The organism is Streptomyces sp. Y2F8-2, from assembly GCF_014905555.1.
Lineage (GTDB): Bacteria > Actinomycetota > Actinomycetes > Streptomycetales > Streptomycetaceae > Streptomyces > Streptomyces cynarae.
In genome coordinates, this window is sequence record NZ_BNGS01000006.1 from 450,370 (window position 1) to 469,459 (window position 19,090).

The window sequence follows — 19,090 nt, forward strand, 5'->3', positions numbered from 1 at the left end:
CCACAGGCCACAGGCCATAGGCCATAGGCGATAGGCGATAGGCCACCGGTCGCCGGGTCCGCGGTGCACGCGGGCCCGGCGACCGGTGGCCGTTCGAGTGGTTCCGATGGTTCGGACGGTGGGGTCGGGGTCGGTTCAGCGAGCGGAGTCCCGCTCCCAGCGGTAGAAGCACTGCGCCATCGCGTCCTTCGGGGAACGCCAGGTGGCCGGGTCGTAGGCGCTGACGTACGCCGTGAGCCGTTCGCTGACGTCCCGGAAGGCCGGGTGCTGGGCCACCTTGGCGATGGCCGGGCCGGGCTCCTGCTCGGCCTCGATCAGATGCATGTAGACGTCGCCGAACTGCCACAGGGTGCGCCGGGTGACCCCGACGAGATGCGGCAGCTCCCCCCGGTCGGATTCCTCGAACACCTTGGCGATGTCCGGGGCCGATCCGGGGGCCATACGGGCGACGATCAGGGCCTGGTGCATGAGCATGTTCTCCGTCCGGTTCAGTCGGCCAGCGCGGGCGCGGGCCGTGACTCGGCGGCGGCCTTCTCGATGCGGTCCCGGATCAGGGCCATCTGCACCTTGGAGTTCCGGTTGATGTTGTCGGTCATCCAGGCGTCGTCGACCGGGGCGTCGGGCTTCATCGCGAAGTCCTGCGTCCACATCATCCGGGTGCCCTCGGGGACCTCCTCGTACTGCCATCGGATGTTCATGTACGCGAAGGGCCCCGGCTCGACACGGCGGGCCTTGACGGTGAGCGTGGGACGGTCCGTCTCCCGCTCCGAGACCCAGCTCCACACCGTGCCGTTCTGGTCGGGGTGCATGGTCAGCCGGAAGGTCGTCCTGTTCCCCTCGCGGGAGAGCACGTCCACGGAGGCGTACTCGCTGAACAGGTTCGGCCAGTTCTCCAGGTCGTTGGTCATGTCCCAGACCAGGTCCACCGGCGCGGCGATGGTGATGGCGTTCTCGGTGTGTCCGGCCATGTCAGGCTCCTGCCATAAGGGTGCTGTTGACGAGGTCGAGGAACTGCCGGGGCGTCTTGCAGCGCTCCGCGTCGGGCGGCATCGGGGTGCCGTGCCGGTTCTCCAGTTCGCCGACGATGCCGAGCAGGCCGAGCGAGTCGATGCCGAGGGCGTCGAAGCCGGAGTCGCACCGCTGCTGCAGTTCCTGCGGGGCGACGGTGACTCCGGCGGCCTTCTTCATCAGGTCGGACAGTTCTTCCAGGGTGATGCGGTCGTTCATACGGTGGGTCTCCTTTGCTCCAGGGCGGCCTCGCTGCGAGGCGCCGCTGTTCCGGTCGTTGGCTCCCGGCTCACTCGGCCGCGCCGTGCCGCAGCACGAGCGCCGTGTTCGACCCCATGAGGCCCCGGCTGAGGACCAGCGCCGTGCGCGGCTCGGCGGCGCGGGCCCGGCCGGTCACCAGGTCGAGGTCGTGGCAGACGTCGAGGACGTTGGGGGTGGGCGGGATCAGGCCGTGCTCCATCGAGAGCACCGCCGACGCGACGTCCAGCACGGGCGCCGCGCAGTAGCCGCGGCCTATGCCCGTCTTGGGCGCCGTCACGGGTACGCGCCTGCCGTGCGCGCCCAGCGCGTCGGCGATCGCCAGCGCCTCGGCACGGTCCGCCTCGGGGACGCCGAGGGCGTCGGCGAACACCACGTCGATCTCCTCCGGGGCACACTCGGCCTCCTCCAGCGCGCCGCGGATCGCCTGGACGAGCCCTTCCCGGGACCGCTCCCACTGTGAGGCGCCGGTGAACGTCGCCGCGTGCCCCGCGAGCACGGCCCGCACCCGTACGCCCCGCTCACGGGCCGATGTCTCGTCCTCCACGACGAGCATGGCGCCGCCCTCCGCGGGCACGAACCCGCAGGCCCCCGAGGTGAAGGGGCGGTAGGCGCGCTCCGGGTCCTCGGCGGTGCTCAGCTCCTGGTAACCGAGCTGGCAGACCGCCGAGTACGGCGCGAGCGGCGCCTCGGTCGAGCCGGCCACGATGACATCGGTGCCCCGGTGCACGGCGCGCGCGGCGTGCGCGAGGGCGTCGAGGCCGCCGGCCTCGTCGGCGGCGACGACCGAACAGGGGCCCTTGAACCCGCGGCGGATGGAGATCTGCCCGGTGCTGGCCGCGTAGAACCAGGCGATGGACTGGTAGGGGCCGACGAAGCGGCTGCCCTTTCCCCACAGCTGCTGCAGCTCCCGCTGCCCGAACTCACCGCCGCCGGATCCGGCCGCGGTGACCACACCGAGGGAGAACGGCGAACCGTGCTCGTCGGCGCCGCCGATCCGGGCGTCGGCCAGGGCCAGGTCGGCCGCGGCCATCGCGAAGTGCGTGAACCGGTCGGTCTGCACGAGGAAGCGCTCCTCGACCACCGCCGCCGGATCGAAGGCGCGGACCTCGCCGGCCACCCTCAGGGGCAGGTGCTCGCACCCCTCGCGGGTGACCCGGTCCAGGACGCTGATGCCCTCCCGGGTGGACTTCCAGAAGGTGTCGGTACTCGTTCCGTTGGGCGCGACGACGCCGATTCCGGTGACGCCGGCGCGCCTCACGTGGGGTGCGCTCATCGTGTCCTCTCCCTCTGCCGGGTCAGGATCACCGCGGACTGGAAGCCGCCGAACCCGCTGCCCACGGAGAGCACGCTGGTCAGCTTCCGCTCCCGGGCCACGCGCGGGACGTAGTCCAGGTCGCACTCCGGGTCGGGGGTCTCGTAGTTCGCGGTCGGCGGTACGACCTGGCGGTCCAGGGCCAGTACGCAGGCCACGACCTCGATCGCGCCGATCGCCCCGAGGGAGTGCCCCACCATGGACTTGATGGAGCTCATGGGCGTGTCGTAGGCGTGGTGGCCCAGGGCCCGCTTCACGGCGGCGGTCTCGTGGCGGTCGTTCTGCCGGGTGCCGGAGCCGTGCGCGTTGACGTAGTCGATGGCCGAGCCGTCGAGGCGGGCGTGGTCGAGCGCCGTCTCGATGGCGCGGGCCATCTCCAGGCCCTCGCTGGTCAGTCCGGTCATGTGGTAGGCGTTGCCGAAGGTGGCGTAGCCGCTGAGCTCGCAGTACACCCGCGCGCCGCGGGCCCGGGCGTGTTCGAGCTCCTCCAGGACGAGCACCGCGCCGCCCTCGCCCATGACGAACCCGTCACGGTTGTTGTCGAAGGGCCGTGAGGCGTGTGCGGGGTCGTCGTTGTTCGGGGACGTGGCCTTGATCGCGTCGAAGCAGGCCATGGTGATCGGGGAGATCGGCGAGTCGGAGGCGCCCGCGATGCAGACGTCGGCCCGGCCCTCCTCCACGGTGTGGAAGGCGTACCCCACCGCGTCGAGCCCCGAGGTGCAGCCCGTGGAGACGGTCTGCACCGGACCAGAGGCGCCGAAACGTTCCGCCACCATCGAGGCCAGCGTGCTCGGCGAGAACGCCCGGTGCAGGTGCGGACCCGCCTCCCGGTGGTCCACGTCCCAGCGCTGCCCGCGATGGCTGACCAGGACGTAGTCGTGCTCCAGCCGAGTGGTACCGCCCACCGCGGTCCCCAGGGACACCCCGACCCGCCAGGGGTTCTCCCGGGCCAGGTCGAGCCCGGCGTCCCGTACGGCCTCCTCACCGGCGACCAGGGCGAACTGGATGTACCGGTCGGCACGTTCGATCTGCTCCGGCCCCAGCCCGCACGCCACCGGGTCGAAGTCGCACTCGGCGGCGATCCGCGAGCGCAGGCCGGTCGGGTCGAAGAAGGTGATGCCCCGCGTCGCGGTACGGCCGTTGGCGAGCAGATCCCAGAACGCCGGGACGCCGATGCCGCCCGGTGCCACGACGCCTATGCCGGTGACCGCCACGCGCCGGGTCATGAACGGACCTGACCTCGGTCGGCCGGCCGGGCACCGCCCGCCCCGGCTCCCTCCGCGGCGACCGCGACGGCTTCCGTCTCCTCGGTGTCGACGTGGCCGAGCTGCGGCGTCGGGGCGAGGGGGCCCAGATGGAAGACCAGACGCGCCTCCTCGTCACCCACGTTGCGGAAGCGGTGCCGCATATAGGCGGGGATCATCAGCCCCTGTTCGGGGCGCAGCGCGTGCGGCTCGCCGTCCAGGTCCACCTCGAGCCGGCCGGAGAGGACGTAGACGAACTCCTCGGAGTAGGGGTGGTAGTGCTCGCCGATCCGATCCCCCGGCTGCACGATGGCCACACCCATGAAACCGCTGGTGGAGCCGACCGTGGCCGGGGTGAGCATGGCGCGCAGATCGCCGCCGCGTCTGGTGTTGGGCTCGATCTCGCCGAGCTCCACGATTCTGGGACGGGGTTTGGTCACGTCGTTCCTCCGATGGTGTGCTGCGTCGACAGGGGGGCGGGGCCACCACGGCCCGGTAGTGCCGGTCAGGCCTCGGCCGAACGGCGGTCGGTGATGAGGTCCATACGGGCGAGCGTCACGAAGCGCGCCAGGTCGCCGCCCTCGAGGGCAGCGCCGTCCGCACCGACGGCGGCGCCGTCGAGGAGGGTGGTCAGCTCGGCCGCCTGGGCGGGATCGGCCAGTCCGAAGGTCTGCACCGGGTCGGCGTCGGCACCGCCGCGGACATCGATCAGCCGTACGACGATCTCGTCACGCTGGAAGATCGTGCTGCCGCAGACCGGGCTGCGCGGATCGTCCGCCCGCGCCTCGTCCTGCTCCGCGAGCAGCCGGGCCAGCCGCATCCCGCACCCCGGCCGGGCGGGGTAGTACAGCGCGAGCCGCTTCGCCTCCGGGCACTCCTGATCCGACGTCACATGGTGGACCGCGGGCAGCGCCGCAAGGGTGAAGAAGACCCGCGCGGACTCCGGGTCGTTGAGGTCCCGGTCCTGCTCCAGATAGGGGTTGATGGCCTCCTCCACCGCCCGCACCTCCGGCTGCCGGGAGACGTGCCGCAGCGCCGCGAGCAGGTCGCCGCGCACCTCGATGGTCCGCACCACCCGGTTGCCGTGCATGAACAGCGAGGTCCGGCACAGCCGGGTGGTGTCGTTCACCCGCGGCTCGGGCGAGGCGTAGTCCGCGAGGATCTTCGCCACGGTCTGCTCGCTGCCCGGCTTGACCGTGAAGGTGAGCGCATGCCGGAGCCGTCCGTCACCGATCCGCGGGGACGCCTGCAGCCGCCGGTTCGCGGACCTGGCGGACGGTTCGCCACCGGTCTCCCGGACGATGTGGAAACGCAGCGACCGGGTGTCCCGGACACAGCTGTGCAGCGGCTGCACCATCCGCACGTGCTCCTCGCTGTTCACCCAGGCGAGGAACGGCGGGGCACTCTCCCACTCGCTGGTGATGAGCCACTGCGAGGGATTCTCGATCGACTGGCAGAGCTGGTCGCTGACGTGCCCGGGAACGGACGCGACCTGGTTGCACAGCTGCTCGTACGCCTCCAGGAACTGCTGCTGGGCTCCGTCGTAGACGTCCACCAACAGGACGACCCGGAGCGGGGAGCCGTCGAACACCGACTGCGATACCCGTTTCGACACCTGTCGCGTCACCGGTTCTGAAACACGTTCAGACATTGTGGTCATGCTGCGCTCTTCTCCTTCGGCGGGGCAGAAGCCGACATCGGCCGCGGGTGACACGACGTCAGCGTTCCTCGATCGTGTTCCGGCCGCCGGTGGTGCGCGACTCGTATGAACCACGTGGGTGATCACGCGGGTGATTGGCCGCGCCGACGCACGCGAAGCCGACCCGGAGAGGGCATGGAAACCACAACGCGCCCCAACCCCGCACCCCTGCCCTGGAGGCACCGATGCAGCAAGAAGCCGACCACCGGGTTCCGGTCCTCATCGTCGGCGGCTCCCTGGTGGGCCTGTCCATGTCCCTGTTCCTGGGCCGTCACGGCGTGCGGCACACCCTCGTCGAGCGGCACGCGGCCACCTCGATCCACCCGCGCGGACGCGGCAACAACGTGCGGACGATGGAACTCTTCCGGGTGGCCGGCATCGAACCGGACATCAAGACCGCGGCCTCGCTCCTCGCCGACAACCACGGCATCCTGCAGACCCCGGCACTCGTCGGCGACGCCGGCGAATGGCTGTTCCGGCAGATCGACCCGGGCGGCGGACTCGCCCGGTTCAGCCCCACCACCTGGTGCCTGTGCAGCCAGAACGACCTGGAACCCGTCCTGCTCGACAGCGCCCGGGAACTCGGCGGCGACCTGAGGTACTCCCACGAGATGGAGTCCTTCGAACAGGACCCCGAAGGAGTGACGGCCGTCATCCGCGACCGGGGCACCGACGAGCGGTACACCGTCCGCGCCGACTACCTCGTCGCGGCGGACGGCCCGCGCAGCCCCGTGCGGCGCCGGCTCGGCATCGGACAGACCGGACCCGGCGACCTCTTCGCCAACGTCAGCGTCACCTTCCGCTCCAAGCTCCTCGCCGACGTGGTCGGTGACCGCCGCTTCATCTGCTGCTACCTCACCGACCCCGAGGCCGACGGCGCCCTGCTGCCCGTCGACAACAAGGAACACTGGGTCTTCCACGCGCCCTGGCACCCCGAACGCGGCGAAACCCTCGAGGAGTTCACCGAGGACCGGCTCCAGCGGCACATCCGCCGCGCCGTCGGCGTGCCCGACCTCGACGTGGAGGTCACCGGCAAGGCGTCCTGGCGCGCCGCCGAGCGCGTCGCCGACCGGTACGCGGCCGGCCGCGTCTTCCTCGCCGGGGACTCCGCCCACGAGATGTCCCCGACCGGGGCGTTCGGCTCCAACACCGGCATCCAGGACGCCCACAACCTGGCCTGGAAACTCGCCGCCGTCCTCGGCGGCTGGGCCGGACCCGGCCTGCTGGACACCTACGACACCGAGCGCCGGCCGGTGGCCCTCGCCACCAGCGCCCGCGCCTCGGCCCGTTCGGTGGAGCACAGCCACCCGGGCTTCTCCCCCGCGCCCGGAATGCGCGGCGACGGCCCGAGGAGCGGCATCCTCAACGTCGTCCTCGGCTACCGCTACCCCGAGGGCGCCGTCGCCGGGGCCGACCCCGCACAACCGGTCGTGCCCGACGCCGTACGCCTCACCGGGGAGCCGGGCAGCCGCGCCCCCCACCTCTGGCTGCGCCGCTCCAGCGCCCGGCTGTCCACGCTCGACCTGTACGAACGCGCCATGGTCCTGCTCAGCGACGCCCGCTCCACGGCAGGGTGGCACGACGCGGCCCGGCGCATCGCGGTGACGGACGGCGTACGCCTCGAGACGTACCGCATCGGCACGGGACCGGACGCCGACCTGACGTACGACGAGGGGGAGGGAACCGGGCCAGGCGACTGGGCACGGGCGTACGGCACGACGACGGACGGAGCGGTCCTGGTACGACCGGACGGGTTCGTGGCCTGGCGGGCACCCGGAGCCGTACCGGACCCGGTGGGCGCGCTGCGGGAGGTGCTGGGAGCGGTGCTCAGGCCGGCCTGAGCCCGCTCACCCGACGGGGGTGTGCCGGGTGGTTCCGGACGGCTTCCGGCTTCCCGGCGTCCGGAACCACCGGCGGAACAGCTAGCGCCAGATCGTCTGGATCGAGTCGAACTGGACCCAGGTGATCGGATTGCCGCTGTTGGCGCCGTAGATGGTCACGGAGCCCGCGGTGTTCACCTCGAAGCGGCAGGCGTTGATGCCCTGGCTGTTGTTCCGGGGGGTCGTGGCGCGGACGTACCAGGTGGGCAGCCCGATGGACGCCGGGAGAGTGGCGATCTTGGTGTCGGCGGTGAGGCTGCAGGTGATCGCGCCGCGGGCCTGGAGGAAGGCGGTGCCGAGGATGGTGACGATGCGGACCTGCGGGGTCGCGCCGGTCTGCGCGGTGATGCCGGGCTCCAGCACCAGATCGGTCCACGCGGTGGCGTCGACGGCGGCGGCCGCCGCGGGGGTGGCGGTGGCGACGCTGCCGACGGCGACGGCGGCGGGCAGGCCGAGAGCGGCACCGAGGATGCTACGGCGGTTGTAGGACATGGTCGTTGGTCTCCTTGACGAGGCCGGGTGCGGAATGGCTGAGGGTGGCGACTTCAGCGCCAGACGGCGCTGAAGTTGTCGAGCTGCGCCCAGGTGATGGCGTTGGTGGAGGTCCCGCCGAACAGGCGCAGCTGGCGGTCGGTGCCGGCCTCGGCCCGGGCGACGCAGTAGCCGCCGCTGTTGTTGCGCGGGACGTTGCAACGGGTCTCCATGCTCGGGGAGAGCGTGTCGGGCAGTGTGCCGATGACCGCGTCGGCGTTGAACGTGCCCTTGATCCCGCCGCTGAGCTGGAGCGTCGTGACGCCGCTGACGCTGATGAGCCGTCCCTTGGGGGCGTTCTGGTCGACGCTGACACCGGAGGCGAGGGGAATCGTCTGCCAGTCGGTGAGCACCTTGACGCCGTCGACCTCGGCTGCCCCGGACAGCGACACGATGGTGCAGGTGCGCGGCCCGGGGTCCTCGCAGGCGAAACCGAAGTGAAGGTAGGGCACATCGCCCACCACTTCCACGGTCATGCCCTCCGGCTCGCGCCATTCGAGGTCCGGCGCGGCGGTGATGAACTGCCGGTCCAGGACGTTCCCGGTGGCCCACTCGACAGCGGTGATGTAGGTGTTGCCCGGCGGAGGGTTGTGCGGAGTGCCGGGCGGGTTGACGGTGCTGTCGTAGTGCTCGCCGTCGAGCAGGTACAGAACGCCGCTGTGGGACGCGTACCCCTGGAAGACGCCCAGACCGGTGGGCTGGGCCAGGCGCTGGAGCGGCGTGAAGACGCCCGCCGCCGCCTGGGCCAGGTCGTACCGCTCGAAGTACATCGTGCCGCCGGTGCTGAACCGGACGATGAGCTCATTGGCGCTGCGGTCGATGGTGGGGGTGACGCCGCGGGCGCCCGTCACGGGCGTGTACGGCGTGGTGTGCAGGGAGGACCCGTAGTCCAGGACCGTCCCGCTCCGGAACTCGAAGTTGGTGATGGCGGTGCCGAAGCCCTCGTTGCTGCTGTTGGGCACGGATGCCGTCTCGGTCCACAGGCGGATGACGCCGCTGCGGTTCTCGACGCCGAGGTTGACGCCGTGGCCGAATCCCCGCAGATACATGTAACCGACGATCGCGCCCGACCGGTTGAGGCGCGTCACGCACATGTCTCCATGGGCGACCCGGTCGGCGCCGGAGACCGGTCCGGACTCCCCGCTGAGGGTCAGACCGCCCTCCATCACCTGGAGCACGAAGATGTCGCCGGACACCGGGTCGATGCCGAACGACTGCATCACGGTGCTGTTCTTGAGCGGGCGCCGGTGGAGCAGCTTGCCCACCGGTCCCGCGATGTCTATCTGTCCTGCAACGGTCACGGACGCCGCTCCTTCTCGCACGTTCCTGTGCTGTCATGTTCAGGGCCGCGCAAGTGTCGCATGATCATCGCGTTGAGCACGGAACCCCTCGGTCCGCTCCCGCTCACGCACCGCACACACAAACGGCCCCGGACAAGGAGGCCGAGGCCGACCGAGCACCTCCCCGGCAAGAAACCCCAGGTCAGCGCGGCGTGCAGAGCCCCCTGTCGGATTCGAACCGACGACCTTCGCTTTACCAGTTCGTTCTCTGGATGGGGCGTCCTCGCGGAACGGGCCCTCGCGGCTGCCCGGTACTCCAGCGCAAGCCGTCGTTGTCCACCCTGGTTCGGCACCGTTGATGTCAGCCGGTGATGTCAGCCGGACGCCCTATGCGCTGATGGGCAGCGCTCTCGCCCGCTCCCGCGCTTTGCCGCGTGTCTTCCCCTCTCCGTTCCGTCCGACCGGGGCGCCGCACAGGCGAAAGGTGCACATTGGACATATGCATCTTGGCCAGCGGTTCGCCGTCACATGGCAGCGGTGGCACGCCACCCGGGCATTGGTGCTGCTCCCCATCGGGTTGATCGTCACGATCACAGTCGTGGACATCCAGACCCCAGAAACCGTCCACCTCGGTCCGCTGCTGGTCGTAGCCCCTGCCATCACTGTGGCGATGGGTGGGGTCTGGCTGACCGGGCTGATCGGCATACTGGCGGTGGTGGCTCAGGTGGTCATCGCCGTTTTCCACGGAGGACTGACCACGCCCAACCACATCTCCCAGATCATCGGGCTCGCAATCCTCTCGATGTTGGCCGTGATCGTCTGCCTGGTGCGTGACCGGCGCAGGGCTGAGCTCGCACAGGTACGGTCCGTTTCCGAGGCCGCGCAGCGGGCGCTGCTACGCCCGCTGCCCCGCCGGCTGGGCACCTTGCACCTCTCGTGCACGTACCTGGCCGCCGCGAAAGAAGCCCGTATCGGCGGTGACCTGTACGCCGTGGCCCGCACCGGCAACCTCACTCGCGCGCTCATCGGCGACGTCAGGGGGAAGGGACTGAACGCAGTGGGTGAGGCGGCTGCGCTGATGGGCGCATTCCAGGAGGCCGCTCACCAGCACGCCACACTGCCGGCGCTCGCCAACGCCCTGGACCGCAGTGCGTGCCGCTACTCCGCCCAGTTCCTCGGGGCGGACGACGAGGCTGAGGAGCACTTCATCACCGCGCTGCTGCTGGAGATCCCCGACCATGGCTCTGTGGCGCGCTTGACGTACTGCGGGCACCCGCCGCCCCTGCTGATCAGCCGGGGGCAGGTGACGAGTGTCCCGTTCTCCGCAGCGCCGCCCCTGGGCCTGTGCGGGCTGACGCAGGACATTCGCATTTCTCACACGTTCCCGTTCGAGGCCGGTGACACGCTCCTGCTGTACACCGACGGTCTCTCGGAGGCCCGCGACAGCAGCGGCGTTTTTTACCCCCTGGAAGAGCGACTCGCCCAGTGGGCCAAGTGCCATCCCGACACGCTCCTTGAGTGCCTCCAGCACGACCTCCTGGCCCACACCGGCGGGGCCCTCCGCGACGATGCCGCCATGCTCGCCGTACGACGAACGGCAACAACGCACGCCGGACACCTCGGCGGCGCGCTGGTAGGCAGCGATGGCCGCCCGATGGCTGACCTGAACCGCCGCTAGCAGTCTGGCCGGCTCCCATCCCGTCCGCCGTCGACCCACACGTCTCTGATGTCACCCGTGGATGTCGAACGCCCCGGACCGATCATCGGCCGGGGCGTTCGTGCTGTTCAGCGAGAGAGCCCCCTGTCGGATTCGAACCGACGACCTTCGCTTTACAAGAGCGGCGCTCTGACCAGCTGAGCTAAGGAGGCATGCGCAGGGTGAGGCAAGTATGCCCATGCGCGCTCGTGCAGTGTACCCAGATCCCGGCCGAGCCCTGTCGAAAATTTCCGCGAAGTTCACATGCCCCGAGGTACTGACAGCCGGGCGAACGCCGGGTACCGTCTCGGTCCAGTTCACTCTTGTGGACTACACCACAACGGAACCCCCGTAGTGGCAACCACCTTCCTACTCGGATCGTCCGGCACGTTCCTGCCGGTAGAAGGGGGCCCATTCACCATGGCCACTGTCTCGTTCGACAAGGCGACCCGGATCTACCCGGGCACCGAGAAGCCCGCCGTAGACGCGCTCGACATCCACATCGAGGACGGGGAGTTCCTCGTTCTGGTCGGCCCGTCCGGCTGCGGCAAGTCCACCTCGCTCCGCATGCTGGCGGGGCTCGAGGACGTCAACGCCGGCGCCATCCGGATCGGCGACCGTGACGTCACGCACCTGCCGCCCAAGGACCGGGACATCGCCATGGTGTTCCAGAACTACGCGCTCTACCCGCACATGACGGTCGCCGACAACATGGGCTTCGCGCTCAAGATCGCCGGTGTGAACAAGGCGGAGATCCGCAAGAAGGTCGAGGAGGCCGCGAAGATCCTCGACCTCACCGAGTACCTGGACCGCAAGCCGAAGGCGCTCTCCGGTGGTCAGCGCCAGCGTGTCGCCATGGGCCGCGCCATCGTGCGTGAGCCGCAGGTCTTCCTCATGGACGAGCCGCTGTCCAACCTCGACGCCAAGCTCCGCGTGTCGACCCGTACGCAGATCGCGTCGCTCCAGCGCCGCCTCGGCATCACCACCGTCTACGTCACCCACGACCAGGTCGAGGCCATGACGATGGGCGACCGCGTGGCCGTGCTGAAGGACGGTCTGCTCCAGCAGATCGACACCCCGCGCAACATGTACGACAAGCCCGCGAACCTCTTCGTCGCCGGCTTCATCGGCTCCCCGGCGATGAACCTTGTCGAGGTCCCGATCGCCGACGGCGGTGTGAAGTTCGGCAACAGCGTGGTGCCGGTCCAGCGCGACGCGCTCTCCGCCACCACCGACAAGACGGTCACCGTCGGTGTCCGTCCCGAGCACTTCGACGTGGCCGGCCCGGACTCCGACCAGGGTCTCGCGGTCACCGTGAACGTCGTCGAGGAGCTGGGCGCCGACGCGTACGTCTACGGCACCGCGAAGGTCGGCGACGAGTCCAAGGACCTGGTCGTGCGTGTCAGCGGCCGTGACGTGCCGGAGAAGGGCAGCCAGCTGCACGTCGTGCCGCGCTCGGGCGAGACCCACGTCTTCTCGACCTCCACGGGCGAGCGTCTCTCCGACTGACCCGACGACCTCGGCTTATTCACCCAGGTTGACGAAGAGGGCCCCGCAGCAGGCTGCGGGGCCCTCTTCGCTGTCGCCAAATACCCCGGCATACGGGGCATTTCGATGGGCCACGTCAACCCGTTACCCAGAAATCAGCACTTTCCCATCACCCGAACCGGTGACTAAATGTCGCCAAATCACTACGGGGCGCTACCCTCACTCGCGTGAAGCACACCACTACTCCACAGGGACGGCGCGGCCGGGGCCCCGCCCGCCGGATCGGCCGCACTCTCGCCCTCGTTCTGCCCGTCGTCCTGGTGCTGTCCGGGACGCTGGCGGTGACCCGCGTCAACTGGTCGGGCGGCTCCAACTCGGTGCTCGCCGCCTCCTCCGAAGACGTCTCCACACGGGCGTCCTCCCGGGCCCCGCAGGACGTGCTGCGCGACGAGCTCCTGCTGGAACTGCAGGAGAAGAACCCGGGTACCGCCCTCACCCACCTCCAGGAGGCCGTCAACGGCCGCCCGTCGCTGGCGAAGCACTGCGCGTCCATCGCCAGGGCGCTGGGCCGTGCCGCGGTCCGCGTGTACGGGCCGTCGCGGGCCCAGGCCTACGCCCGGCCGGTCTGCGACACGTCCTTCGCCTCGGGCGTGGCGGGCGGCCGCGGCTGAGGGCCCGGCCGGGGCGGGGCGCGAGGCGACGTACAGTTCGGTCATGACCGATCCGAACGCCGCCTCGCGCCCCGTTCAAGCCGTTGTCCTGGCCGGGGGCCAGGGCTCCCGGCTGCGTCCGTACACCGATGACCGGCCCAAGCCGATGGTGGAGATCCCGGGCACCGGGACTCCGATCATCGGCCACCAGCTCGCCTGGCTCGCCGAGGAGGGCGTCACGGACGTCGTGGTCTCCTGCGGCCACCTCGCCGAGGTCCTGCAGAACTGGCTGGCCTCCGCCGACCTGCCGCTGCGCGTCACGACGGTGGTGGAGTCGGAGCCCCTCGGCCGCGGCGGCGGCCTGCGGTACGCCGCGGAGCACCTGCCGCACCCCGACAAGCCGTGGTATGCGGCGAACGGTGACATCTGGACCCGGTTCTCGCTGCGCGACATGGCGGACTTCCACACCGAGCGCGACGCGGTCGCCACACTGGCGCTGGCGCGGCCGCGCATCCCGTGGGGCGCGGTGCAGACGGACGGCTTCGGCCACGTCACGGACTTCATCGAGTCCCCGCCGTCGACGTTCGAGATCAACGCGGGCGTCTACGTCTTCTCCGCCGAGTTCGCCAAGATGCTCCCGGAGCGGGGCGACCACGAGCGTACGACGTTCCCCCGCCTGGCCCGCGAACACCGCCTGGCGGGCTTCCCGATCCCGCAGGGCGCGTACTGGCGGGCGATCGACACGGCGAAGGACCTCACGGAAGCGGCAAAGGAGCTGGCAGCCCAGGGCCGCTGACGCTGCGGCAGGGATCCACACCTCCTCCCGCACACGCCTGCTCCCACACACGCCTCCTCCCACACGCCTGCTCCCACACGCCTGCTCCCACACGCCTGCTCCCACACGAAGGGGCCCGCACACCATGTGCGGGCCCCTTCGTGCGGGAACGTCGGGCTACCCCAGCAGACCGCCCACCAGGTGGTCGGAGCCGCCGGAACTGCTGCCGCCGCCTCCCCCTGTGCCGCCCGTCGAGCCGCCGGTCGGGCCTGCTGAGCCCGTGCCGCCCGACGAGGAGGGGCCCGCGCTGGTGCCGGGGGCGCGCCCGGACGGGGACGAGTGGCGGTGCGGGGCCTGACCCACGCTGCCCTGGGTCTGGCTCGGCTGGCCGCCCGTGACCGAGCCGGTCGCGCCCGCCGTGGCCGGCGTCCTGGCCGTGCTCGACGGCGACGAGGTCGTGCCCTGGGTCGTCGGCGGTTGCGAGGCCGAGGGGCTCGCCTTGTGCTGCCGTGCGCCCGGCGTCCCGGGCAGCGGTGAACCCGGCAGTTCGTTGCGCGGCGCCTCTCCGGGCCCGGGCACGACCACACGGTCCGCGTCCCGCACCGCCCCGCCGAGCAGCGAGCCGACCAGCAGCGTCACCCCGGTCACCAGCCCCGTCACCACGGCGCCCCGGCGCAGCACGTACTGCCGCAGCTCCCAGATGTCCGCCCGCGGCCCGAGCCGGCGCCACGCGCTCCCCGCCAGACGGCCGTCCACGGAGTACACCGGCGCCCCCGCGATGACCAGGGGCGACCAGGCGGCGAGGTAGATGATGTCGGGCGCGTCGTATCCGGGGGTGGTCCGCCAGCTCACCGTCACGATCAGAGCCGCCGACAGCAGCGCCCCGGCCGCCGCCGCGACCCGCTGCCACAGCCCGAGGACGGTCAGCACGCCCACGATCACCTGGAGGAAGGCGATGACCAGGCCGGTGCCGACGGGGTGGTGGAGCGCGAACTGCCGCAGCGGCTCGGCGACTTGCCAGGGGTGCAGAGTGTTCAGCCAGGTGACCATGGACCCCCGTTTGCCGCCGTCGAAGTAGAGGGGGTCGCAGAGCTTGCCCATGCCGGCGTAGGCGGAGATGGAGCCGAGGAAGATGCGCAACGGCAGCAGCACCACGCCGAGGTTCATCCGGCGCCCGGGGTAGTAGGCGTGCCGTACGTGGTCGCCGCCGTGGCGCCTGCTCCGCGGCCCGTTCGCGAGCTCCTCGGTGCGCGCCGCGTCCGCGAACTCGCCGTCCCGGTAGGACGGTTCGTCGTAGGCGTGCCTGTGCCCGTCGTACGCGACGTCGTCGTACGCGCTCCCCACGCTCCGCATCGGCGGCAGCAGCCGGGTCTCCCCGGCCAGCGGACCGCGCTGGGCACCGACGACCGGCGTCTGAAGCGTCTGTGCGGTCAGGTGGTCGTCGTAGCCGCCGGTGCCCGCCAGGCCGTCCAGTCCGACGCGCGGGATGACCTGGGTCGCGCCCGGGTCGCCGCCCGCCTCCTCGCCGTGCGCCACGCTCGACGTCCGTACGGCCTGGAGCAGCCGGTGTGCGCCGGTGTCGTCGGGCGCCGACTTACCGCTCCAGACGACGGGCCGACGGCGGCCGGCCTGCCCCGCCGTGCCGGCGACGGGCATGCGCGCGACGTCCTGCGCGCCGCCGACCTGCCGGGCGACCCGCGGGTACTGGGCGCGGCGCGCCGACGCACCCAACTGCACGCGGAAACTCGCATGATTGACGATGACCTGCGCCGGGTCGCTCGGCACCTTCACCATGCTCAGCGCGGGAGCGTCGTCGAACCCGGACGACCGGTCCCCCGTGGGTGTGCGGCGTGTTCTGGTCTCCACACTCATCTAACCGAGTGACGTGTGGTTAGGACACTGCTTTGACTCCGCGGATCTGTCCGGACCCCGTCAAGCTTGCCCTGTACGACCGAATTCCCCCGTACGAGCGAGGATGCGAACGTCTGTCCGCACCCTCCGGCCCGTTGGTGTCACGCACGTCGGCGGGCCGCCTCGTACAGCACGATCCCGGCCGCCACACCGGCGTTGAGCGACTCGGCGCCGCCCGGCATCGGGATCCGCACCCGGAGGTCGCACGTCTCGCCGACCAGCCGCGACAGTCCCTTGCCCTCGCTGCCGACGACCACGACGACCGGCCCCTCCAGCGCGTCCAGCTCACCGAGTTCGACGTCCCCGTCGGCGGCGAGCCCGACGACCGTGATACCGGCCTTCTTGTACGCCTCCAGGGCGCGCGTCAGGTTGGTGGCGCGGGCGACGGGCGTACGGGCGGCCGTACCGGCGGAGGTCTTCCACGCACCGGCGGTCATCCCGGCCGCGCGCCGCTCGGGCACGACCACCCCGTGCCCGCCGAAGGCGGAGACGGAACGGACCACGGCGCCGAGGTTCCGCGGGTCGGTGACACCGTCGAGGGCGACGATCAGCGGGTCCTCGCCCTCGTCGTAGGCGGCGTCGGTGAGGTCCTCCGGGTGCGCGTACTCGTACGGCGGGACCTGGAGGACGAGACCCTGGTGGTTGAGCCCGTTCGTCATCCGGTCCAGCTCGGGGCGGGGCGCCTCCATGAGGTTGATGCCGCCGCGCTCGGCCGCGAGCTGCAGCGCCTCGCGCACGCGCTCGTCGTTGTCGATGAACTGCTGGACGTAGAGCGTGGAGGCGGGCACGCCCTCGCGCAGCGCCTCGACGACCGGGTTGCGCCCGACGACCAGCTCGGAGGAGGACTTCCCGCCCGTACGACGCTGCGGGCGCCCCTGCGTGCGGCGCACCTTCGCCTGTGCGGCGCGCTGCTTGGCGTGTCCCTTGCGCATCTCGGCGGGCGGAGTCGGGCCCTTGCCCTCCAGGCCCCGGCGTCGCTTGCCGCCGCTGCCGACCTGCGCGCCCTTCTTGCCGGACATGCGGCGGTTGTTCGCGGCCATGACCTACCTGTCTCTTGAAGCGTTCGTATCTGTTGAAGCGTTCGTACGTACGTCCAGTACGTCTCTACGTCTATGCAGTGTGCCGCCCGGAGGGCCGGGCGGCACAATCGATCATCGGATCGGCGGTGGGATCAGCGCGGGCCGAGCGTCCAGCGCGGGCCCTGCGGACTGTCCTCGATGACGAGCCCGGACTGGTTGAGCTGGTCGCGGATGGCGTCCGCGGTGGCCCAGTCCTTGCGGGCGCGGGCCGCCTCGCGCTGCTGGAGCACCAGGCCCACGAGGCTGTCGACCACACCGTGCAGGTCCTCGCCGCGGTCGCCCTCGCCGGCCCACGGCGCGTCGAGCGGGTCGAGGCCGAGGACGCCGAGCATGGCGCGCACCTCGGCGAGCCGGGCCACGGCGGCCTCCTTGTCGTCGGCCGCGAGCGCGCTGTTGCCCTGCCGGACGGTGGTGTGCACGACGGCCAGCGCCTGCGGCACGCCCAGGTCGTCGTCCATGGCCTCGGCGAAGGCGGGCGGCACCTCGGCGGCGGGCTCGACGACACCTCCGGCCTTCTCGACGACGCGCTGCACGAAGCCCTCGATGCGCGCGAACGCCGACTCGGCCTCGCGCAGGGACTCCTCGCTGTACTCGATCATCGAGCGGTAGTGCGGCGTGCCCAGGTAGTACCGGAGCACGATGGGCCGCCACTGCTTGACCATCTCGGAGACGAGCACCGAGTTCCCGAGGGACTTCGACATCTTCTCGCCGCTCATGGTGACCCAGGCGTTGTGCACCCAGTACCGGGCGAACTCGTCGCCGAAGGCCTTGGCCTGGGCGATCTCGTTCTCGTGGTGCGGGAAGATGAGGTCGAGGCCGCCGCCGTGGATGTCGAAGGCGGAGCCCAGGTACTTGTGCGCCATGGCGGAGCACTCCAGGTGCCACCCCGGGCGGCCCCGCCCCCACGGCGTCTCCCAGGTGGGCTCGCCGGGCTTGGCGGCCTTCCACATGGCGAAGTCGCGCGGGTCCCGCTTGCCGGTCTCCCCGACGCCGGAGGGCTGCTGGAGGTTCTCCAGCTCCTGGTTGGACAGCTGGAGGTACTCCGGGAAGGACCGCACGTCGAAGTAGACGTTGCCGTCCGCCTCGTAGGCGTGCCCGCGCTCGATGAGCCCGCGCATCATCTCGACCATCTCGGTGATGTGGCCGGTGGCGCGCGGCTCGTACGTCGGCGGGAGGCAGCCGAGCACGGTGTACCCCTCGTTGAAGGCGCGCTCGTTCTCGTACCCGATGGCCCACCAGGGGCGGCCCTGGTCCGCGGACTTCGCGATGATCTTGTCGTCGATGTCGGTGACGTTCCGGACGAAGGTCACCTGGTACCCGCGGTACTCGAACCACCGGCGCATGATGTCGAAGTTGAGGCCCGAGCGGATGTGCCCGATGTGCGGTGCGGCCTGCACGGTGGCGCCACACAGGTAGATCGAGACACAACCCGGCTTGAGCGGGGTGAAGTCACGGATCTGCCGGGCGCTGGTGTCGTACAGGCGAATAGTCACGAGTCCAGAGTAGTGGGCCGGGGCCGGTGTCCGGCGCCCAGCCCGCCAAGACCGTCACCCGATCATGAGCCGGGTGCGGCAGGCGTCCCCGCCTCAGAGCCGCCCCGCCACCTTCCGCGGCACCACCCGCACCACCACCCGATCCGCGTCCTGCGCCGACGCCGGGTTGCCCCACCCGACAGCGGGCTCCGCCCGCGGGCTGCGTATTTCCTGCCACCAAGACGACAGGACACCCGCCCGCACGCGGACCCGCACCCGCGGACGACTCCGCCTCAGAGCCGCCCCGCCACCTTCCGCGGCACCACCCGCACCACCACCCGATCCGCGTCCTGCGCCGACGCCGGGTTGAACTCTGCGTATTTCTTTCCCGTGTACTTCAGCGACAGTTCGTCGATCAGTTCGCGGGCGCCCTCGGTGCTCATCTCCGCGGTGCCGCGGATCTCCGCGTACTCGTACGGCGCGTCGGGGTTCAGGACCACCACGCTCACCCGGGGGTCGCGGTCCAGGTTCAGCTTCTTGCGGCGGTCGACGGTCGTGGAGAAGAGGATGTCGTCGCCGTCCCGCTTGACCCACACGGGGGACAGTTGCGGGCTGCCGTCGGGCTGGAGCGTGCCGACGACGATGAAGACGGGGCTGTCGAGCAGGCTCTTGAGGCGGTCGGACAGTACGGCGGTCGGCATGGGTGCCTCCGGGACCTGGGTCGTGTGTCGCTGGTCACTCTGCCGGTACCCTCGCACGCTCTCAGCACGCCCGCACCACGAGCGCCGTCGGCATCCCGTGCGC

At 70.9% G+C, this 19,090-nt stretch carries 18 protein-coding genes and 1 tRNA gene; 5 read left to right on the forward strand and 14 right to left on the reverse strand.

Annotation, left to right across the window (positions count from 1 at the left end; genetic code table 11):
* Positions 1-135 precede the first annotated feature (135 nt).
* The 7 genes from SY2F82_RS22635 to SY2F82_RS22665 form a co-directional block, all read right to left on the reverse strand.
* Entirely contained in the window at positions 136-468 is a 333-nt protein-coding gene (locus tag SY2F82_RS22635; protein WP_200421099.1) for a TcmI family type II polyketide cyclase, read from the reverse strand.
* A gap of 20 nt (positions 469-488) precedes the next feature.
* The gene (locus tag SY2F82_RS22640) at positions 489-968 is read right to left on the reverse strand and encodes an SRPBCC family protein (RefSeq protein ID WP_200420977.1); all 480 of its coding nucleotides are present in this window, start codon (positions 966-968) and stop codon (positions 489-491) included.
* 1 nt (position 969) lies between these two features.
* Entirely contained in the window at positions 970-1,227 is a 258-nt protein-coding gene (locus tag SY2F82_RS22645) for an acyl carrier protein (protein ID WP_200420978.1), read from the reverse strand.
* A gap of 70 nt (positions 1,228-1,297) precedes the next feature.
* Positions 1,298-2,542: a ketosynthase chain-length factor gene (locus tag SY2F82_RS22650; protein WP_200420979.1), complete on the reverse strand. Its 1,245-nt coding sequence runs from the start codon at positions 2,540-2,542 to the stop codon at positions 1,298-1,300.
* Entirely contained in the window at positions 2,539-3,807 is a 1,269-nt protein-coding gene (locus tag SY2F82_RS22655; RefSeq protein ID WP_200420980.1) for a beta-ketoacyl synthase, read from the reverse strand. Before SY2F82_RS22655 ends, SY2F82_RS22650 begins: the two co-directional genes overlap by 4 nt.
* The gene (locus SY2F82_RS22660) at positions 3,804-4,265 is read right to left on the reverse strand and encodes a cupin domain-containing protein (protein WP_200420981.1); all 462 of its coding nucleotides are present in this window, start codon (positions 4,263-4,265) and stop codon (positions 3,804-3,806) included. The genes SY2F82_RS22655 and SY2F82_RS22660 overlap by 4 nt, the downstream gene beginning before the upstream one ends.
* A 65-nt stretch (positions 4,266-4,330) precedes the next feature.
* Entirely contained in the window at positions 4,331-5,485 is a 1,155-nt protein-coding gene (locus SY2F82_RS22665; protein ID WP_200420982.1) for a SchA/CurD-like domain-containing protein, read from the reverse strand.
* Positions 5,486-5,709: 224 nt separating this feature from the next.
* Between SY2F82_RS22665 and SY2F82_RS22670 the strand changes: the two genes are divergently transcribed.
* A complete protein-coding gene (locus SY2F82_RS22670; RefSeq protein WP_200420983.1) occupies positions 5,710-7,365 on the forward strand; it encodes an FAD-dependent monooxygenase in 1,656 nt (551 codons plus the stop codon).
* An 81-nt stretch (positions 7,366-7,446) separates the two neighbouring features.
* Here the strand turns inward: SY2F82_RS22670 and SY2F82_RS22675 are convergent, their stop codons facing one another.
* Together SY2F82_RS22675 and SY2F82_RS22680 are read right to left on the reverse strand one after the other, a co-directional pair.
* A complete protein-coding gene (locus SY2F82_RS22675) occupies positions 7,447-7,896 on the reverse strand; it encodes a hypothetical protein (RefSeq protein WP_200420984.1) in 450 nt (149 codons plus the stop codon).
* Positions 7,897-7,949: 53 nt separating this feature from the next.
* Positions 7,950-9,236 (reverse strand): hypothetical protein, encoded by a 1,287-nt coding sequence (locus SY2F82_RS22680; RefSeq protein ID WP_200420985.1) that lies wholly within the window; start codon positions 9,234-9,236, stop codon positions 7,950-7,952.
* Positions 9,237-9,714: 478 nt separating this feature from the next.
* Here SY2F82_RS22680 and SY2F82_RS22685 point away from each other — a divergent pair, with 478 nt between their 5' ends.
* Positions 9,715-10,893 carry a PP2C family protein-serine/threonine phosphatase gene (locus SY2F82_RS22685; RefSeq protein ID WP_200421100.1) on the forward strand — a complete coding sequence of 393 codons (1,179 nt, stop codon included), beginning with the start codon at positions 9,715-9,717 and terminating at the stop codon, positions 10,891-10,893.
* 117 nt (positions 10,894-11,010) lie between these two features.
* On the opposite strand, the gene SY2F82_RS22690 is transcribed toward SY2F82_RS22685, so the two are convergent.
* Positions 11,011-11,084 (reverse strand) — tRNA-Thr (locus SY2F82_RS22690).
* A 247-nt stretch (positions 11,085-11,331) separates the two neighbouring features.
* On the opposite strand from SY2F82_RS22690, the gene SY2F82_RS22695 reads away from it, so the two are divergent.
* The 3 genes from SY2F82_RS22695 to SY2F82_RS22705 all read left to right on the forward strand — a co-directional run bounded on the left by SY2F82_RS22695 (position 11,332) and on the right by SY2F82_RS22705 (position 13,845).
* A complete protein-coding gene (locus tag SY2F82_RS22695; protein WP_200420986.1) occupies positions 11,332-12,420 on the forward strand; it encodes an ABC transporter ATP-binding protein in 1,089 nt (362 codons plus the stop codon).
* Between the two features lie 206 nt (positions 12,421-12,626).
* On the forward strand, positions 12,627-13,070 hold the full coding sequence (locus tag SY2F82_RS22700; protein WP_200420987.1) for a hypothetical protein: 444 nt from the start codon (positions 12,627-12,629) through the stop codon (positions 13,068-13,070).
* 43 nt (positions 13,071-13,113) lie between these two features.
* On the forward strand, positions 13,114-13,845 hold the full coding sequence (locus SY2F82_RS22705) for a nucleotidyltransferase family protein (RefSeq protein ID WP_200420988.1): 732 nt from the start codon (positions 13,114-13,116) through the stop codon (positions 13,843-13,845).
* Positions 13,846-14,001: 156 nt separating this feature from the next.
* Here SY2F82_RS22705 and SY2F82_RS22710 read toward each other — a convergent pair whose 3' ends face one another.
* The 4 genes from SY2F82_RS22710 to SY2F82_RS22725 form a co-directional block, all read right to left on the reverse strand.
* A complete protein-coding gene (locus SY2F82_RS22710; protein ID WP_200421101.1) occupies positions 14,002-15,690 on the reverse strand; it encodes a DoxX family protein in 1,689 nt (562 codons plus the stop codon).
* A 146-nt stretch (positions 15,691-15,836) separates the two neighbouring features.
* The gene (rlmB, locus tag SY2F82_RS22715; RefSeq protein ID WP_200420989.1) at positions 15,837-16,775 is read right to left on the reverse strand and encodes a 23S rRNA (guanosine(2251)-2'-O)-methyltransferase RlmB; all 939 of its coding nucleotides are present in this window, start codon (positions 16,773-16,775) and stop codon (positions 15,837-15,839) included.
* 131 nt (positions 16,776-16,906) lie between these two features.
* The gene (cysS, locus tag SY2F82_RS22720; protein ID WP_200420990.1) at positions 16,907-18,307 is read right to left on the reverse strand and encodes a cysteine--tRNA ligase; all 1,401 of its coding nucleotides are present in this window, start codon (positions 18,305-18,307) and stop codon (positions 16,907-16,909) included.
* 272 nt (positions 18,308-18,579) lie between these two features.
* Positions 18,580-18,987 (reverse strand): PPOX class F420-dependent oxidoreductase, encoded by a 408-nt coding sequence (locus tag SY2F82_RS22725; protein WP_200420991.1) that lies wholly within the window; start codon positions 18,985-18,987, stop codon positions 18,580-18,582.
* Positions 18,988-19,090: the final 103 nt, after the last annotated feature.

Bases quoted from the DNA above. Each gene is read 5' to 3' on its own strand.
- SY2F82_RS22655 (WP_200420980.1), bottom strand. From the start codon at position 3,807: ATGACCCGGCGCGTGGCGGTCACCGGCATAGGCGTCGTGGCACCGGGC.
- SY2F82_RS22645 (WP_200420978.1), bottom strand. From the start codon at position 1,227: ATGAACGACCGCATCACCCTGGAAGAACTGTCCGACCTGATGAAGAAG.
- SY2F82_RS22675 (WP_200420984.1), bottom strand. From the start codon at position 7,896: ATGTCCTACAACCGCCGTAGCATCCTCGGTGCCGCTCTCGGCCTGCCC.
- SY2F82_RS22665 (WP_200420982.1), bottom strand. From the start codon at position 5,485: ATGACCACAATGTCTGAACGTGTTTCAGAACCGGTGACGCGACAGGTG.
- SY2F82_RS22725 (WP_200420991.1), bottom strand. From the start codon at position 18,987: ATGCCGACCGCCGTACTGTCCGACCGCCTCAAGAGCCTGCTCGACAGC.
- SY2F82_RS22635 (WP_200421099.1), bottom strand. From the start codon at position 468: ATGCACCAGGCCCTGATCGTCGCCCGTATGGCCCCCGGATCGGCCCCG.
- SY2F82_RS22640 (WP_200420977.1), bottom strand. From the start codon at position 968: ATGGCCGGACACACCGAGAACGCCATCACCATCGCCGCGCCGGTGGAC.
- rlmB (WP_200420989.1), bottom strand. From the start codon at position 16,775: ATGGCCGCGAACAACCGCCGCATGTCCGGCAAGAAGGGCGCGCAGGTC.
- SY2F82_RS22695 (WP_200420986.1), top strand. From the start codon at position 11,332: ATGGCCACTGTCTCGTTCGACAAGGCGACCCGGATCTACCCGGGCACC.
- SY2F82_RS22670 (WP_200420983.1), top strand. From the start codon at position 5,710: ATGCAGCAAGAAGCCGACCACCGGGTTCCGGTCCTCATCGTCGGCGGC.
- SY2F82_RS22650 (WP_200420979.1), bottom strand. From the start codon at position 2,542: ATGAGCGCACCCCACGTGAGGCGCGCCGGCGTCACCGGAATCGGCGTC.
- SY2F82_RS22705 (WP_200420988.1), top strand. From the start codon at position 13,114: ATGACCGATCCGAACGCCGCCTCGCGCCCCGTTCAAGCCGTTGTCCTG.
- SY2F82_RS22685 (WP_200421100.1), top strand. From the start codon at position 9,715: ATGCATCTTGGCCAGCGGTTCGCCGTCACATGGCAGCGGTGGCACGCC.